The organism is Pseudomonas sp. NPDC087342 (genome assembly GCF_044744265.1).
GTDB lineage: Bacteria > Pseudomonadota > Gammaproteobacteria > Pseudomonadales > Pseudomonadaceae > Aquipseudomonas > Aquipseudomonas nunensis.
In genome coordinates this window covers 16,981-32,333 of sequence record NZ_JBIUXZ010000037.1, presented here as the reverse complement: position 1 = coordinate 32,333, position 15,353 = coordinate 16,981, and the positions used below count along the sequence as shown (strand labels likewise).

11 protein-coding genes and 2 pseudogenes are annotated in these 15,353 nt (G+C 59.8%); 8 read left to right on the top strand and 5 right to left on the bottom strand.

Annotation, left to right across the window (positions count from 1 at the left end):
- The 4 genes and pseudogenes from rnhB to ACIOYV_RS32255 form a co-directional block, all read left to right on the top strand.
- Positions 1 to 95, top strand: a pseudogene (rnhB, locus tag ACIOYV_RS32270) (ribonuclease HII); the annotation flags it as partial.
- Positions 85 to 2,634: pseudogene (gene topA, locus ACIOYV_RS32265) on the top strand (type I DNA topoisomerase); the annotation flags it as partial. The pseudogenes rnhB and topA, both read left to right, overlap by 11 nt.
- A 140-nt stretch (positions 2,635 to 2,774) precedes the next feature.
- Positions 2,775 to 3,299: a DUF6586 family protein gene (locus ACIOYV_RS32260; protein WP_054054292.1), complete on the top strand. Its 525-nt coding sequence runs from the start codon at positions 2,775 to 2,777 to the stop codon at positions 3,297 to 3,299.
- Positions 3,300 to 3,451: 152 nt separating this feature from the next.
- Entirely contained in the window at positions 3,452 to 3,685 is a 234-nt protein-coding gene (locus ACIOYV_RS32255; protein WP_054054325.1) for a hypothetical protein, read from the top strand.
- Positions 3,686 to 3,778: 93 nt separating this feature from the next.
- On the opposite strand, the gene sulA is transcribed toward ACIOYV_RS32255, so the two are convergent.
- Positions 3,779 to 4,252, bottom strand: a complete 474-nt coding sequence (gene sulA / locus ACIOYV_RS32250) for an SOS-induced cell division inhibitor SulA (RefSeq protein WP_054054290.1) — start codon at positions 4,250 to 4,252, stop codon at positions 3,779 to 3,781.
- Positions 4,253 to 4,262: 10 nt separating this feature from the next.
- Positions 4,263 to 4,871 (bottom strand): transcriptional repressor LexA, encoded by a 609-nt coding sequence (gene lexA, locus ACIOYV_RS32245; RefSeq protein ID WP_054054288.1) that lies wholly within the window; start codon positions 4,869 to 4,871, stop codon positions 4,263 to 4,265.
- A gap of 229 nt (positions 4,872 to 5,100) precedes the next feature.
- Between lexA and ACIOYV_RS32240 the strand changes: the two genes are divergently transcribed.
- From ACIOYV_RS32240 to ACIOYV_RS32225, 4 genes are all read left to right on the top strand, one after another.
- A complete protein-coding gene (locus ACIOYV_RS32240) occupies positions 5,101 to 5,808 on the top strand; it encodes a TetR/AcrR family transcriptional regulator (protein WP_105339557.1) in 708 nt (235 codons plus the stop codon).
- A gap of 158 nt (positions 5,809 to 5,966) precedes the next feature.
- Positions 5,967 to 6,977 carry a beta-N-acetylhexosaminidase gene (gene nagZ / locus ACIOYV_RS32235; protein WP_401330410.1) on the top strand — a complete coding sequence of 337 codons (1,011 nt, stop codon included), beginning with the start codon at positions 5,967 to 5,969 and terminating at the stop codon, positions 6,975 to 6,977.
- 12 nt (positions 6,978 to 6,989) lie between these two features.
- The gene (locus tag ACIOYV_RS32230; protein ID WP_401330407.1) at positions 6,990 to 7,727 is read left to right on the top strand and encodes an S-methyl-5'-thioinosine phosphorylase; all 738 of its coding nucleotides are present in this window, start codon (positions 6,990 to 6,992) and stop codon (positions 7,725 to 7,727) included.
- Positions 7,728 to 7,787: 60 nt separating this feature from the next.
- Positions 7,788 to 11,066 (top strand): SNF2-related protein, encoded by a 3,279-nt coding sequence (locus tag ACIOYV_RS32225; protein ID WP_401330404.1) that lies wholly within the window; start codon positions 7,788 to 7,790, stop codon positions 11,064 to 11,066.
- A 123-nt stretch (positions 11,067 to 11,189) separates the two neighbouring features.
- Here the strand turns inward: ACIOYV_RS32225 and ACIOYV_RS32220 are convergent, their stop codons facing one another.
- The 3 genes from ACIOYV_RS32220 to ACIOYV_RS32210 all read right to left on the bottom strand — a co-directional run.
- A complete protein-coding gene (locus tag ACIOYV_RS32220) occupies positions 11,190 to 13,883 on the bottom strand; it encodes an SNF2-related protein (protein WP_401330401.1) in 2,694 nt (897 codons plus the stop codon).
- 11 nt (positions 13,884 to 13,894) lie between these two features.
- Positions 13,895 to 14,461 (bottom strand): CsiV family protein, encoded by a 567-nt coding sequence (locus ACIOYV_RS32215; protein ID WP_401330398.1) that lies wholly within the window; start codon positions 14,459 to 14,461, stop codon positions 13,895 to 13,897.
- A 10-nt stretch (positions 14,462 to 14,471) separates the two neighbouring features.
- The coding region (locus tag ACIOYV_RS32210; protein WP_401330395.1) for a TRCF domain-containing protein at positions 14,472 to 15,353 on the bottom strand (882 nt) is incomplete at its 5' end.

The following is a 15,353-nucleotide window of genomic DNA, read 5'->3' as shown; positions in this document are numbered from 1 at the left end:
ACTCGAAGAAGCTCACCGAAGCGCGCCGCGAAAAGCTCTACGACGAAATCTGCGAGAAGGCCCTGAGCTGGCATATCGCTCGCGCCGAAGTCGAGTATCGGCCATATCCGAGACCTGCCCACCAGCGGTTCGGCTAGCGCCAGCAAAGAGCCCGCCGCCAAGCGCGGCAAGGCCGCCGCGGGTGAAGGTCCGGTGCTCACGCCGAAAGAGAAAGCGCGCAAGCAGCTTGTCTCGCGCATGGGTGTCGATCCCGATCATGGCTGGAAAGCCAAGTACGAGATCCTCCCGGGCAAGGAAAAGGTCATCGAAGAGCTGCGCCGGCTCGCCAAAGATGCTGACACCATCTATCTCGCAACCGACTTGGACCGCGAGGGGGAAGCCATTGCCTGGCACCTGCGCGAAGCCATCGGTGGTGACGACAGCCGCTACAAGCGCGTGGTGTTCAACGAAATCACCAAGAAGGCGATTCAGGAAGCCTTCTCCAAGCCGGGCGAGCTCGACATCGACCGTGTAAACGCCCAGCAGGCGCGTCGTTTCCTCGACCGCGTGGTCGGTTACATGGTTTCGCCGCTGCTGTGGGCCAAGGTCGCTCGCGGCCTGTCTGCCGGTCGCGTGCAGTCGGTTGCGGTCAAACTGGTCGTTGAGCGTGAGCGTGAAATCCGCGCGTTCAACCCGGAAGAGTACTGGGAAGTTCACGCTGATCTCGGCACCGCCAAGGGCGCTACCGTGCGCTTCGACGTGGCCCGCGAGAAAGGCGAAGCCTTCAAGCCGCTCAACGAAGCCCAGGCCATGGCCGCGCTGGAGAAGCTCAAGGCTTCCAGCTACAGCATCGCCAAGCGCGAAGACAAGCCGACCAGCAGCAAGCCGTCGGCACCGTTCATCACTTCCACCCTGCAGCAGGCTGCGAGCAATCGGCTGGGCTTCGGGGTGAAGAAAACCATGATGATGGCCCAGCGTTTGTACGAAGCGGGCTACATCACGTATATGCGTACCGACTCCACCAACCTCTCGGTTGATGCGGTGGCGATGGCGCGTACTTATATTGAAGGCGAGTTCGGCAAGAAGTACCTGCCGGAAAACCCGAACGTCTACAGCAGCAAGGAAGGCGCACAAGAGGCTCACGAAGCGATTCGTCCCTCCGACGCCAATACCGAGCCAAGCAAGCTGTCGGGCATGGAGCGTGATGCCGAGCGGCTCTACGAGCTGATCTGGCGCCAGTTCCTCGCTTGCCAGATGCTGCCAGCGCAGTATCTGTCGACCACGGTAACCGTGGGTGCCGGTGATTTCGAGCTGCGTGCCAAGGGCCGCATCCTGAAGTTCGACGGTTACACCCGCGTCATGCCGCAAATCGCCAAGCCGGGCGATGACGACGTGCTGCCAGACATGGCTCAGGGCGATGCGATGAAGCTGATCAAGCTTGATCCGACCCAGCACTTCACCAAGCCGCCGGCCCGTTACTCGGAAGCGAGCCTGGTAAAAGAAATGGAAAAACGCGGCATCGGTCGTCCTTCGACCTACGCAGCGATCATTTCGACCATCCAGGACCGCGGCTACGTTGCGCTGCACAACCGTCGTTTCTACTCGGAAAAGATGGGTGACATCGTCACCGAGCGTCTGGCCGAGAGCTTCTCCAATCTCATGGACTACGGCTTCACCGCCGGCATGGAAGAGAACCTCGATGACGTGGCCCAAGGCGAACGCGACTGGAAAAACGTGCTCGACGAGTTCTACGGCGACTTCAAGAAGAAACTCGAAGTAGCCGAAAGCGCTGAAGGCGGCATGCGCGCCAACCAGCCAGTGATGACTGACATTCCGTGCGTGGTGTGCGGTCGTCCGATGCAGATTCGTACCGCATCGACTGGCGTGTTCCTCGGCTGCTCGGGCTACAGCCTGCCGCCGAAAGAGCGCTGCAAGGCCACCGTCAACCTGGTGCCGGGCGACGAAATCGCCGCGGACGACGAGGGTGAATCGGAATCCCTGGTACTGCGCGGCAAGCACCGCTGCCCGATCTGCAGCACGGCAATGGACGCTTACCTGCTGGATGAGAAGCGCAAGCTGCACATCTGCGGTAATAATCCGGATTGCGACGGCTACGAAATCGAAGAAGGCAGTTATCGCATCAAGGGCTACGAAGGTCCGAGCCTGGAATGCGACAAGTGCGGCAGCGAGATGCAACTCAAGACCGGCCGTTTCGGCAAGTTCTTCGGCTGCACCAATGCAACCTGCAAGAACACCCGCAAACTGCTGAAAAGCGGTGACGCGGCGCCGCCGAAGATGGATCCGGTGAAGATGCCTGAGCTGAAATGCGAAAAGGTCAACGACACCTACATCCTGCGCGACGGGGCTTCCGGCCTGTTCCTGGCCGCGAGCCAGTTCCCGAAGAACCGCGAGACTCGTGCTCCGCTGGTGATCGAGATCGTGCCGCACAAGGATGAGATCGATCCGAAGTACCACTTCCTGTGCGAAGCACCGAAGAAGGACCCGGATGGCCTGCCTTCCGTGATCCGCTACAGTCGTAAAACCAAAGAGCAGTACGTGCAGACTGAAGTCGACGGTAAGCCGACAGGCTGGAAGGCGTACTACGACGGCGGTAAGTGGACGGTAGAAGACAAGCGGCCAGCCGCTAAAGCTTAAAAGCAGCCGTACATAAAAGGCCGCATGACAATCCTCGGATTTTCATGCGGCCTTTTGTTTTGGGCTTGCGGTCGGCTTGGGTGATCCACGACACTGTCGGGTCTGTGTGACGCAATTATTTCGCTGTGGAGGCTGCCGTCATGGCCCACGAACTCTATACCCGTACCAACCAGAAGATTTATTTCGCCGGCCTGTCGCTCGAAGCACTCGCCAGGGCCGAAGAGGGGCGGGCGATGAACTCCCTGGCGTTGATTCAGGCTGGGCGCGAATCGGCGCTGTTTCACCTTTATGGTGCGTTGCTGGGCCTGTGCCATGAAATCGCCGGCTTCTATCGCTTGCCTCAGGCCAATGCGCCGCGCGCGGAGATGTTGCTGACCCGTGAGGTGCTGGACGCTATCGCCATTCCTGAAATGGCCGAAATGGTCGAGTTGGCGGGTAATTCGGAAACCTGGCTGGCCAAGCTGCTCGCGGCCCATGCCGCTCTGTTTCAGCCGCCACGGGTTCCGCACAAACCGAAGGGTGACGTGACGCAGCCATTGATCATGGCGGTTAACCTGGACGAAGAAGAGGCGCCTCAAGAGCTGAGTCGAGAGGAGCTGGAGAGCTGGCGTCAGAACCTTAAAGGTTTGGCGATCCGCTTCCGTGAAGGGTTGAACGAGTGCTAAAGGATTAACCGATGTCGCGGACGACCCGTTGGGTTGTCCGTTCAGGGATGAGTGCCAGCAGATATTTTTTCGAAATGACTTCTGGTCAAGATCCCGAGCGAAGCCTGGCCGATGCCTATATAATCCCCGCCTTTCGTGGAGAACAGACCTTTATGCCAACGTCCTTTCTAGAAATTGTTGAGTTACCAGACGGCCGAATCGAGCTGCGCAGAGCCGAGGACGAGGGTTCTCTGGTTACTTTGGATTTCTCCGAGGACGCCAAAGCGTTCCTGCAAGGCAACCACGTGGAAGTCGCCAAGGCGATGTTGAGCGTCGGTGTGCAGATGGCAGGGCGTATGGTTGAAGGCGAATTCAATAAAGATGAAGAGCCGCGCATCCTTCATTGATCCCGTCCGTCGGTTTCTGCTGATACCGCTACAGATCGGCTTCTCTATCCTTGGAGAAGCCCGGCGCTGTTTGAAGCGCGCATTGAAAGTCAGTTAACCCAGTCGAATATTCAGGCTCTGAGCGTCCCCGGTACGGGCGGCGCTGATCAGTTGTTGCCGCGATGCAGCGTTCAGCGGGTTTAGCCAACTGACGACTGTGTGGCTGCGGCCCAGTCGCAAGGCTTCGCAGGTCAGCTGTTGAGCGCTCTGGGTACCGCGCGGTTGCAGCAGCAGGATACGTTCGCGGTTAAGGCCTGCGTCCCGCAACCAGGCCTGGGTCAGGCTGGCAGGTGGCGCGATCAGCGTCAGCCAGCGTGCGTCCTGGTCCTGGCTCAATTCCCGCAGGATCGGCGCCAGAAGGCTCAGGCAGCTCCCTGCTGCACCACGCAGTGACAGCTCACTGAAGAACTCAGGCTCTGCGCTCCAGGGCGACTCGACCACGTCTTTCAGGATCGGCGCCAGCGGTTGCGCCATGAACGCCTCGAACAACGGCAGTTGGGCTTGCTGTGGTGTATGTGGGAACTGCATAAAGCCTCCTTTAGCGGCGAATCACGCCGACACTCAAGCCTTCGATCACCAGTTCCTGATCTTTCAGGTTGACTTCAATTGGGGCGAACTCAGGGTTTTCGGCAATCAGCCAGACCTTGCTACCATCGCGCTTGAAGCGCTTGACGGTCACTTCATCGCCGATCCGCGCCACCACGATCTGACCATTGCGGGCCTCGCGGGTGGTGTGGACGGCCAGCAGGTCACCGTCGAAAATGCCCACGTCCTTCATGCTCATGCCATGCACCCGCAGCAGATAGTCGGCGCGTGGATGGAAGAACGTCGGGTTGATGTTGCAGGATTCTTCGATGTGTTGCTGGGCCAGGATAGGCGCGCCGGCAGCCACGCGGCCGATGATCGGCAGGGTGGATTCGTCGGCCTTGGCTTCGAAACCGGGAATGCGAATGCCACGGGAGGCACCGGGTGTCATCTCGATCGCACCCTTGCGGGCCAGCGCCTTGAGGTGTTCTTCCGCCGCGTTCGGCGATTTGAACCCCAGTTCCTGGGCGATTTCCGCACGGGTCGGCGGGTAGCCGTTGTCTTCGAGGCAACGTTTGATGAAGGCCAGAATCTCTGCTTGGCGTGGCGTCAGCTTTAGCATATTGATCGCTCTGTCTTTTTATACAGTGACTGGGATTATATACAGTGAAAGCTTCTTGGCAATGCCCCTTTTTTCGCTCGCCGCTGGACGGTCAATCAGCTCGCTGATTAACGACACAGAGTTGTATGGTTAAATAGCTGACCGACCATTCCCAAAACGAACCGGCAGGCTTGACAATGCACAGGCTGAAACGTATGTTTCAAACAAGTGTTTGTCAGGCGGAGTAGCCATGGCCCAGTCGGAAACCGTTGAACGCATTCTCGATGCTGCCGAGCAGTTGTTCGCGGAAAAAGGTTTCGCCGAAACCTCGTTGCGTTTGATCACCAGCAAGGCCGGGGTCAATCTGGCGGCGGTGAACTATCATTTCGGCTCCAAGAAGGCGCTGATCCAGGCGGTGTTCTCGCGTTTTCTCGGGCCGTTCTGCATCAGCCTCGATAAAGAGCTGGAGCGGCGTCAGGCCAAGCCGGAAAACAAGCCGACGCTTGAAGAGCTGCTGGAAATCCTCGTCGAGCAAGCCCTGGTGGTTCAGCCACGCAGCGGCAACGATCTCTCTATATTCATGCGATTGCTGGGCCTGGCTTTCAGTCAGAGCCAAGGGCACTTGCGTCGTTATCTGGAAGACATGTACGGCAAGGTGTTCCGCCGCTACATGATGCTGGTCAACGAAGCCGCGCCGCGCATTCCACCGATCGAACTGTTCTGGCGCGTGCACTTCATGCTCGGCGCCGCCGCGTTCAGCATGTCGGGGATCAAGGCCTTGCGGGCGATTGCCGAGACCGATTTCGGCGTCAACACCTCCATTGAGCAGGTGATGCGCCTGATGGTGCCGTTCCTGGCCGCTGGCATGCGTGCCGAGACCGGCGTCACCGATACCGCCATGGCCACTGCGCAATTGCGTCCGCGCAGCAAATCGACTCCGGTTGCCGCCAAGGTTTAACCGCACACGGGTGGGCGCGGCAGCTGACATCCGCTAAGCTAGCCGCCCATGCCGACTCTCGTTCTGAACCCGCTTCCCACTGAATTCGCCGACCTGCCGGGCACAGCCCACGGCGGCGAACAGGTGCGGGCCGGGTTTATCGTTTTCAAGGAATCCCTATGACTGCTGGCCTGCAAGGCTCGTTGATGGTGGACGTCGCCGGTACCTGGCTGACGGCTGAAGATCGCCAATTGTTGCGTCAGCCCGAAGTGGGCGGCCTGATCATTTTTGCCCGCAACATCGAGCACCCACGCCAGGTGCGTGAGCTGAGCGCCGCGATTCGCGCCATTCGTCCTGATCTGCTGCTGGCGGTAGACCAGGAGGGCGGGCGGGTTCAGCGTTTGCGCCAGGGCTTCGTACGACTGCCGGCCATGCGCGCCATCGCCGACAACCCGAATGCCGAATACCTGGCCGAGCAGTGCGGCTGGATCATGGCCACCGAAGTCCTTGCCGTCGGCCTCGATCTGAGCTTCGCCCCGGTGCTGGACCTGGATTACCAGCGCAGCGCCGTGGTTGGCACCCGCTCGTTCGAAGGCAATCCCGAGCGCGCAGCCTTGCTCGCCGGAGCCTTCATTCGCGGCATGAACAGCGCGGGCATGGCCGCGACTGGTAAGCATTTCCCGGGACACGGTTGGGCCGAGGCGGATTCACACGTCGCGATTCCTAATGACGAGCGCAGCCTCGAAGAAATCCGCGCCAACGACCTGGTGCCGTTCGCTCGATTGAGCAAGCAATTGGCCGCGGTCATGCCGGCCCACGTTATTTATCCACAGGTCGATTCCCAACCAGCCGGTTTTTCCCGGCGCTGGTTGCAGGACATCCTGCGCGGCGAGTTGCAGTTCGACGGCGTCATCTTTAGTGACGATCTTTCCATGGCCGGCGCCCATGTAGTCGGCGATGCTGCCAGCCGCATCGAAGCCGCGCTGACCGCCGGATGTGACATGGGCCTGGTGTGTAACGACCGCGCTGCTGCGGAACTGGCCCTGAGCGCTGCTCAGCGTATGAAGGTCAAGCCGTCGCCGCGTATTGCGCGGATGCGCGGGCAGTCGTTCGCCGGCACCGAATACCGCCAGGATCCGCGCTGGCTCACGGCTGTCGGCGCGCTCAAAGAAGCTCAACTGATTGAATAAGGACTTTTCGTTATGACGGTTTACGCGATCATCGGTGGTACCGGCCTGACTCAACTGGAAGGCCTGAATATTCGTCAATCACTGGCGGTGGACACGCCTTACGGCCCACCTTCGGCCGAAGTGCAGATCGGCGTGTACGCAGGCAAGGAAGTCCTGTTCCTCGCGCGTCACGGTCACCCGCACCGTTTGCCACCGCATCAGGTGAACTACCGCGCCAACCTCTGGGCGCTGAAGCAGGCCGGGGCCGAAGCGATTCTCGCGGTCAACGCTGTAGGCGGGATTCATGCCGCCATGGGCACGGGACATTTCTGCGTGCCTCATCAACTGATCGACTACACCAGCGGTCGCGAGCACACCTATTTCGCCGGTGACCTGGAGCAGGTCACCCACATCGATTTCAGCTACCCCTACAGCGAGCCGTTGCGTCAGCAGTTGATCGCCGCATTGGCGGCAGAAGGCGTCGGCTACAGCACTCATGGCGTGTACGCCTGCACCCAAGGGCCTCGCCTGGAAACCGTCGCTGAAATTGCGCGGCTGGAACGTGACGGCTGCGACATCGTCGGCATGACCGGCATGCCGGAAGCGGCATTGGCCCGTGAGCTGGAACTGGACTATGCCTGCCTCGCGCTGGTGGTGAACCCGGCGGCGGGCAAGTCCACAGCGGTGATCACCATGGCCGAGATCGAACAGGCGTTGCATGACGGGATGGGCAAGGTGAAGTCGACGTTGGCGCGGGTGCTGGCGGGTTGAGTTTCAGCGGCCAGAGCAAGTGCCTGGCCGATTATCTGAGTTTTAAACGGCGTCGATTTCATGACAACAATAACTGAGCAACTTCATGCGCTACCTTGGGCAGAGGTGTTCAGTCATCGCGCTCTGGAAAAGGCCCGCCGGTACGCGGATGAGGATCGTGTAACGATCCAGCAGAACGACGGCTTGATGATTATTGCAACGTGCGTCGGCTCCGAAGGACAGGAGTACGAGCAGAACATCGAGCTCGTCAAAGATCGGGATGGGGGCTTCCGGTTCGGATGCATTTGTACCTGTCCTGTTTCATACAACTGCAAACACTGCGCCGCAGTTAATTATCACCTGCTGGATCATCGCGATAAACCACCCGAAAGCACCGCCCAGGTCCATCTGAGTCGCGAGCTGGAACGCTGGCTCGACGGTATTCCTGCTACGGGAAAAACGCCCGATGAGCCAGCGCTGGGGACAAATACGCGCCTGGTCTACCGGCTCAAGGCCACAACCGTAGCAGGGAAGTGGACGCTGGAAATTTTCAAGGCCCGCCAACTCAAGGGCGGCGTCTTGCAAGACCTCAAGCCGGTGTACTCGTTATCGGAAATGCTGCTGCGACAACCCGGTTATCTGGCTGAGCTAGACCTTCGGATCGCCAGGCTGCTGGTGGCCATTCACTCCCATCACGCCTATTACGGCGGCTACCCCTTGGAAGGCAGCAGTGGCGCTGAACTCCTGGAGATGTTGCTGCGCACCGCGCGGCTGTTCCTCGATTTCGAGCAGCCGCCCCTGGCTTCGGGAGCGAAGAGAGCGGGTCGGTTCGCCTGGGCCGAACAAGCCAACGGCAGTTTCCGCCCTCAATGGAGCAGCGACGAAGTCGAGCCGGAAACGTTACTGGCCATTGAACCCTTGTACTACCTTGATCGCGAGCGACTGCAAGTCGGAACCTTGTTCACCGAACAGGATGAAAAACTGGCGTGTCACTTGACCTTGGCGCCTGATATCCCGGCGCTCCAGGCTATGCAGTTCAGCCATCGGATGAGTTCCGCGACGCAAGTGGCCCCGCCGCACCAGCTGACGGAACGGGTGGTCGATGACATTTTTCCCACGGCGCACCTGACGCTCAACAGCGGTAAACGCTACAAGAACTGGAAGTATGAGGCGGAGCACCGTGCCGCGCTGGTGTTCACCTACGACGGGCACCCGGCCACGGACCGAAACCCCGAAGTGTTGATCCTTTCCGGCACCGAAACCCAGCGCATCCAGCGCAAACCCGCCGCCGAAAAAGCCTTGCGCCAGGCCCTGCAAAAACACGGTTTCAAGAAGGCTACGATTAAAAGCAGCGTGGATCGCCCGGGCGAAATGTTCGCGTTGCCGGATGATTCAGCCTGGCTTGCCTTTGTGCAGGAAGGAATCCCGCTGCTGCGGAAGGCAAATTGGCACGTTGATATCAGTCATGCCTTTCACTTCAATGTGCAGCCGGTAGAGCAGTGGTATGCCGATGTTGAGGAAGAATCGGCGCACCAGTGGTTTGATCTGCAACTGGGCATCGTGGTTAACGGCGAGCGTCACAGCCTGCTGCCGATCTTGCTGCATTTGCTGCGCAGCCAGCCACAGTTGCTCGATCCTGCCAGTCTGGCCAAGCGCAACGATGACGAACAACTGTTGATCGAGCTTGGCGGTGCCAAGGCGCATGTGAAAGTTGCGCTGCCCTATGGCCGCATCAAACCGCTGATGGCCACGCTCGGCGAGTTGTACCTGGGCTCGCATGAGGGCGACTCGTTGCGTTTGACTGCCCCGGATGCCGCGCGGTTGAGTGTGCTGGAAGGCGTGCCGCTGGTTTGGCAGGGCGGTGAACGGCTGCGCAGTTTTGCCAAGCGTCTACGGGAGTCGACTCATGCGCATGTCCCTGCGCCAGACGGCTTGAACGCAACGCTGCGCCCGTATCAGCTTGAAGGCCTGAACTGGATGCAAGCCCTGCGCGAGCTGGGGGTCGGCGGCATCCTCGGCGACGACATGGGGCTGGGTAAAACCCTGCAAACCCTGGCACATCTGCTGACCGAAAAACAGGCCGGGCGCCTCGATCGCCCGGCACTGGCGGTGATGCCCACCAGCCTGATCCCCAACTGGCTCGACGAGTCGCTGCGCTTTACTCCGCAATTGAAGGTCCTGGCGCTGCATGGCTCTGCACGACAGAAAGACTTTGCCAGCCTGTCTGACTACGACCTGATCCTGACCACCTACGCGCTGTTGCCGCGGGATCTGGAGGTGTTGCAGGCGCAGGTCTGGAGCGTGCTGATTCTCGATGAGGCGCAGAACATCAAGAACCCGGTCAGCAAAGCCGCTCAAGCTGCCCGTGATCTGCCAGCCCGTCAGCGATTGTGTCTGTCCGGTACGCCGCTGGAAAACCACCTCGGCGAGTTGTGGTCGCAGTTTCACTTTTTGCTGCCCGGTTGGCTGGGCGACAGCAAAACTTTCAATCGCGACTACCGCACACCCATCGAGAAACACGGCAACAGCGAGCGGATGCAGCATCTGACAGCGCGGATCAAACCGTTTCTGCTACGTCGCAAGAAAGACCAGGTGGCCACCGAATTGCCGCCGAAAACCGAAATCGTGCATTGGGTCGATCTCAGCGATGGGCAACGCGATGTGTATGAAACCGTGCGTGTGGCGATGGACAAGAAAGTGCGCGACGAAATCGCTCGCAGTGGAGTGGGGCGCAGTCAAATCATCATCCTCGACGCGCTGCTCAAGCTGCGTCAGGTCTGCTGCGATCTGCGCCTGATCAAGATGACGCTCACGGCCAAGGCCCTGCGCTCGGGCAGCGGGAAACTGGTCAGCTTGATGGAGATGCTGGAAGAGTTGCTCAGTGAAGGCCGCAAGATTCTGCTGTTTTCGCAGTTCGCTTCGATGCTGGCCTTGATTGAAGAGGAGTTGCAGCAGCGTGGTGTTGGCTATTCGTTGCTGACCGGTGAAACCACGGATCGACGCACGCCGGTGAAAGATTTCCAGAGCGGTAAAGTGCCGCTGTTTCTGATCAGCCTGAAGGCCGGCGGCACAGGTCTGAACCTGACCGCTGCGGACACCGTGATCCATTTCGATCCATGGTGGAACCCGGCGGTGGAAAATCAGGCGACCGACCGTGCCTACCGGATCGGGCAAAACAAACCGGTGTTCGTTTACAAGCTGATTGCCCGAGGCACGGTGGAAGAAAAAATCCAGGCGCTGCAGCAGGAGAAGGCCGCGTTGGCCGGGGCAGTGCTTGAAGGCGGGGCAACGGGTGGGTTGAAGCTTGAACAGAGTGATATTGAGGCGCTGTTTGCGCCGTTGCCCCATCTCAAATCTTGATAGATGGTTCCTTCAGTGATGGCCTCTTCGCGGGCAAGCCTTGCTCCTACAGGTTGAGGTTGCTCGCAAAACCTGTAGGAGCGAGGCTTGCCCGCGAAGGCTATCGGCCAGACACCGCTAATCTCAACGCTTCTCCAACTTATCCGGCAACGGCGCAAACAACGCCTCGATATCATCATTCTGCAACTTCCAGTCCCCAGCCGAGCGCCCGTCCAGTACGCCCGCCGCCAGGTCGGACTTTTCCTTTTGCAGGTGCTGAATCTTCTCTTCCACCGTGCCCCGGGCGATCAGCTTGTAGACGAACACTGGTTTTTCCTGGCCGATGCGATACGCGCGGTCGGTCGCCTGGTTTTCTGTCGCCGGGTTCCACCACGGGTCGTAGTGAATTACCGTATCGGCTTCGGTCAGGTTCAAGCCCACGCCGCCAGCCTTCAAACTGATCAGAAAGATCTGACGCTTGCCGCTCTGGAAGTCCTTCACCGGTGCGCGGCGATCGCGGGTTTGTCCGGTCAGGATTGCGTACTCAACACCGCGTTTCTTCAGTTCGTCCTCGATCAACGCGAGCATCGACGTGAACTGCGAGAACAGCAAAATCCGCCGACCTTCTTCGAATAACTCCTCCAGCATCTCCATCAAACTGTCGAGCTTGCCAGACGTGCTGCCGCGAGTGGGCAGGACGGCGTCATTGACCAGACGCAGATCGCAGCAGACCTGACGCAACTTCAACAGCGCTTCAAGGATGATGATCTGGCTACGCGCCACGCCTTTGCGAGTGATCTCATCGCGGACTTTCTTGTCCATGGCCAGGCGCATGGTTTCGTACACATCGCGCTGGGCCTCGTTGAGATCCACCCAGTGGATGATTTCGGTTTTCGGCGGCAATTCGGTCGCGACTTGCTCTTTGGTCCTGCGCAGCAGAAACGGTTTGATCCGACCGTTCAGGTGCTGAAGCCTGACTTCGCTGCCGCGCTTTTCAATCGGCACCCGGTAATCGCGATTGAAGCTTTTTACATCGCCGAGCCAGCCGGGCAGCAGGAAGTGGAACAGCGACCACAGCTCGCCCAAGTGGTTTTCCAGCGGTGTGCCGCTCAGGCACAGGCGTTGCCGTGCATTCAGTTCGCGGGCAGCCTGGGCAGCCTTGCTGTTGGGGTTCTTGATGTATTGCGCTTCATCCAGGACCAACACGTGCAGCGGCACGGCGGCCAGGGTTTCAACGTCCTTGGGCAGCAGCGCGTAGGTGGTCAGGATCAGGTCGTAATCGGTCAGGTTCGCGAAGTGCTTTTTGCGGCTGGCACCGTACAGCGCCAGCACTTTGAGCTTCGGCGTGAAGTGCGCCGCTTCGTCGAGCCAGTTGGGAATCAGGCTGGTGGGCATTACCACCATGCACGGGCGGTCGAGGCGCCCGGCGATTTTCTCGCTGAGAATATGCGCCAGGGTCTGTAGGGTTTTACCCAATCCCATGTCATCCGCGAGAATCCCGCCGACTTCCAATTGCCGCAACGATTGCATCCAGCTCAAGCCTTCAAGCTGATACGGCCGCAACGTCGCATTCAAGCCCTCCGGCGCGACCGTAGTGAAGTCCTTGATGTCCCGCAGGCGCTGGGCAAAGGTGCGGATCTGCTCGCCGCCTTCCCACAGCAACGGCATGCCTTCCAGCGGATTCAGTCGCGTGGCGTCGGCCTTGCTCAGACGCAACGTGGTCTCGCCGGGCTCCTGCAGATAAAACTCGCCCAGGGTCGCCAGCACCGGTTTCAAGCGGCCGAAAGGCAGGGCAACCTGCAGCGGACCGTACTCGGAGTTCGGGCGGTTCGGGATGTTCACCAGGATCAACTCGTCGTCGCGACGTCGGGCCAGGCGTTCCGGATTGAGAATCTCGGTGTGCGAGCGCATCAGGTTCAACAGGATTGGCAGTAAGCTCAGCCGCTCGCCGTTGACGATGATCCCCAGCTCCAGATCAAACCAGTCGCGTTCCGGCGCTTGCTCGACGGTGGCGTACCAGTCGTCCACGGCGGTCAGGTCGAAACCGAATTCCTCGTCGATCTGCAACTCCCAGCCCTGGGTGCGCAGCTTCGGCAGTTCATTGAGCGTGAACGTCAGCCAGGCGCTGTCGTTGACCATCTCGAACAGCTCGCCGGCGCTTTCCGGCAAGGCCTTGCTTTGCCGGGTAGCGATCTTGAAGCCGAGGATTCGTAGCTGTTCCCTGTAGGCCTGTTCGACTTCCGGGTGACGTTTTATCCGTAATGTCTGTGTTTCCTGGCGAATCAGCACGTCGGCATTTTTCTGCCCGGACACGTATTCATCCAGATAACTGAAGGACAGCGCCGCGCGATGCTGGATATAGCGCTGCATCTTGCCGTTGCGCGGTTCGAAAGCGCTGAACTCAATGCTCGCCAGCCACAGGCGCGGCACCGGTTGCACGTTATCCACCAGCACTTGTGGCGGCGCCTTCGGGCTGCGGTTTTCCAGTACGGCCTGAAGTTTTTCCAGCAGTTCGGCATCTTGCGCAGCGGCGGGATAGGCCAGGGTTTCCTGGACTTTGAGCAGCACCGCCGCACAGTGTTTGCAGTTGCTGTGGACCGGGCACGTGCAGCTGGCGTCGATCATCAGCAGCGTGCCTTTGGCTGACTCGCGCAGGCGAATGGTCTGACGGTAAACGTTACCGCCCGAGCCTTCGCAGGCAGCAATGATCGTGGCGTCACCGGCCTCGACGATCCTGACGCGGTTTTCCAAAGCGTAGCGACGGCCGCGCTCCAGGCTCTGTTCCTTGAATCGGCTGACCCAGGAAGGTCCCAGGGGTTTGCTCAGGGTCGCAGACATAAGGACGTCAATCAGTCCGGAATTTCATCGGGGACTGGCCGAGGCGCAGGGGCGGTCAGCGAAGTGATCTTGATCAACAGGCCGAGGTGGCCGTTGTCGAGGAAGTTCAGCTGGCCGTTCTTGGTGTGGCTTTCCTGCTTCAGGCGTTCGCTGGCGGTGACCATGCCGTTGGCATCGATCTGGTTGACCCAAAAGTCCGCGTCAACATCGGTGAAGCGCCCCAGTTTCAGGTTCAGCGTGCCCTCGATCGGGAACTGGCCGAACTGTTCTGTACCGTCACTGATTGCAACTTTGCTTTCGGTTTCACCCAGGGTCTGTTGCCAGGCCTTGTGCAGCAACACGGTGTAATCATTGCTGGCGGTGAGTTTTTCCACTTCGCCATTGAGGCTTGGCGTGCGCTGGCTTTCGGGGCTGAGGCGTTGTGCCCCGGCAGCCCAGTCTTCCGGCGCGGCGCGGCTGACGATGGCAGGCACGGCGTTCTGGCGGACCAGAATCATTTCGACCTGATACAGATCATCGGCAAACGCCGAGGGAGCAATCAGCGTCATCAACAAAGTCAGCGAGCGAAACAGGCGCATACGGCGTCCTTCAAGCAGTTTTCGGGAGAAGGCGCTCAAACAGCGCCTCTACAGTATTAAAGCGCTCTTCCGGGCGCTCCATTGGCACCATGAACTTGAACATCGTGGCGCCTTCGAATTTGTAGCGTTTGGGTTGGCTCTGGATCAGTTTGATCAGGGTCAACGGGTCGACCGGCGTCTGGGCGGCGAACTCGATTCGGCCACCTTGCGGGCCGCCGTCGACTTTCTTGATGCCCAGTTGTTCGGCCTGCAACTTCAGCAGGGTGATGCGAACCAGATTCTTGGTCGGCTCCGGCAACAGGCCGAAACGGTCGATTATCTCCACTTGCAGGTCCTTGAGACCTTCTTCGTCGGTGGCCGAGGCGATGCGTTTGTACAGAATCAAACGGGCGTGAACGTCCGGCAAGTAGTCCTCGGGAATCAACGCCGGTACGCGCAAGTTGACTTCCGGGCCACCGCCGAGCGGCTGGTCGAGGTTCGGTTGTTCGCCCTTGCGGATCGACTTCACTGCGCGCTCGAGCATTTCCATGTACAGCGTGAAGCCGACAGCCTGGATTTGCCCGCTCTGACCGTCGCCCAGCAGTTCGCCGGCGCCACGGATTTCCAGGTCGTTGGTGGCAAGCACGAAGCCCGCGCCGAGGTCCTGGGTGTTGGCAATTGCTTCCAGACGCTTTTCGGCGTCGCCAGTAATTTGTTGGCGCGGCGGCGTCAGCAGGTACGCGTAAGCCTGGTGGTGACTGCGACCGACCCGGCCGCGCAACTGGTGCAACTGTGCCAGGCCGAACTTGTCCGCACGCTCGATGATGATGGTGTTGGCGCTCGGCACGTCGATGCCGGTCTCGATGATGGTCGAGGCGATCAGCACGTTGAAGCGCTTGTGGACAAGTTCGGC

Excerpts from the sequence above, each read along its gene's own strand:
- ACIOYV_RS32260 (WP_054054292.1), top strand. The coding sequence starts at position 2,775 with ATGGCCCACGAACTCTATACCCGTACCAACCAGAAGATTTATTTCGCC.
- ACIOYV_RS32255 (WP_054054325.1), top strand. The coding sequence starts at position 3,452 with ATGCCAACGTCCTTTCTAGAAATTGTTGAGTTACCAGACGGCCGAATC.
- sulA (WP_054054290.1), bottom strand. The coding sequence starts at position 4,252 with ATGCAGTTCCCACATACACCACAGCAAGCCCAACTGCCGTTGTTCGAG.
- lexA (WP_054054288.1), bottom strand. The coding sequence starts at position 4,871 with ATGCTAAAGCTGACGCCACGCCAAGCAGAGATTCTGGCCTTCATCAAA.
- ACIOYV_RS32240 (WP_105339557.1), top strand. The coding sequence starts at position 5,101 with ATGGCCCAGTCGGAAACCGTTGAACGCATTCTCGATGCTGCCGAGCAG.
- nagZ (WP_401330410.1), top strand. The coding sequence starts at position 5,967 with ATGACTGCTGGCCTGCAAGGCTCGTTGATGGTGGACGTCGCCGGTACC.
- ACIOYV_RS32230 (WP_401330407.1), top strand. The coding sequence starts at position 6,990 with ATGACGGTTTACGCGATCATCGGTGGTACCGGCCTGACTCAACTGGAA.
- ACIOYV_RS32225 (WP_401330404.1), top strand. The coding sequence starts at position 7,788 with ATGACAACAATAACTGAGCAACTTCATGCGCTACCTTGGGCAGAGGTG.
- ACIOYV_RS32220 (WP_401330401.1), bottom strand. The coding sequence starts at position 13,883 with ATGTCTGCGACCCTGAGCAAACCCCTGGGACCTTCCTGGGTCAGCCGA.
- ACIOYV_RS32215 (WP_401330398.1), bottom strand. The coding sequence starts at position 14,461 with ATGCGCCTGTTTCGCTCGCTGACTTTGTTGATGACGCTGATTGCTCCC.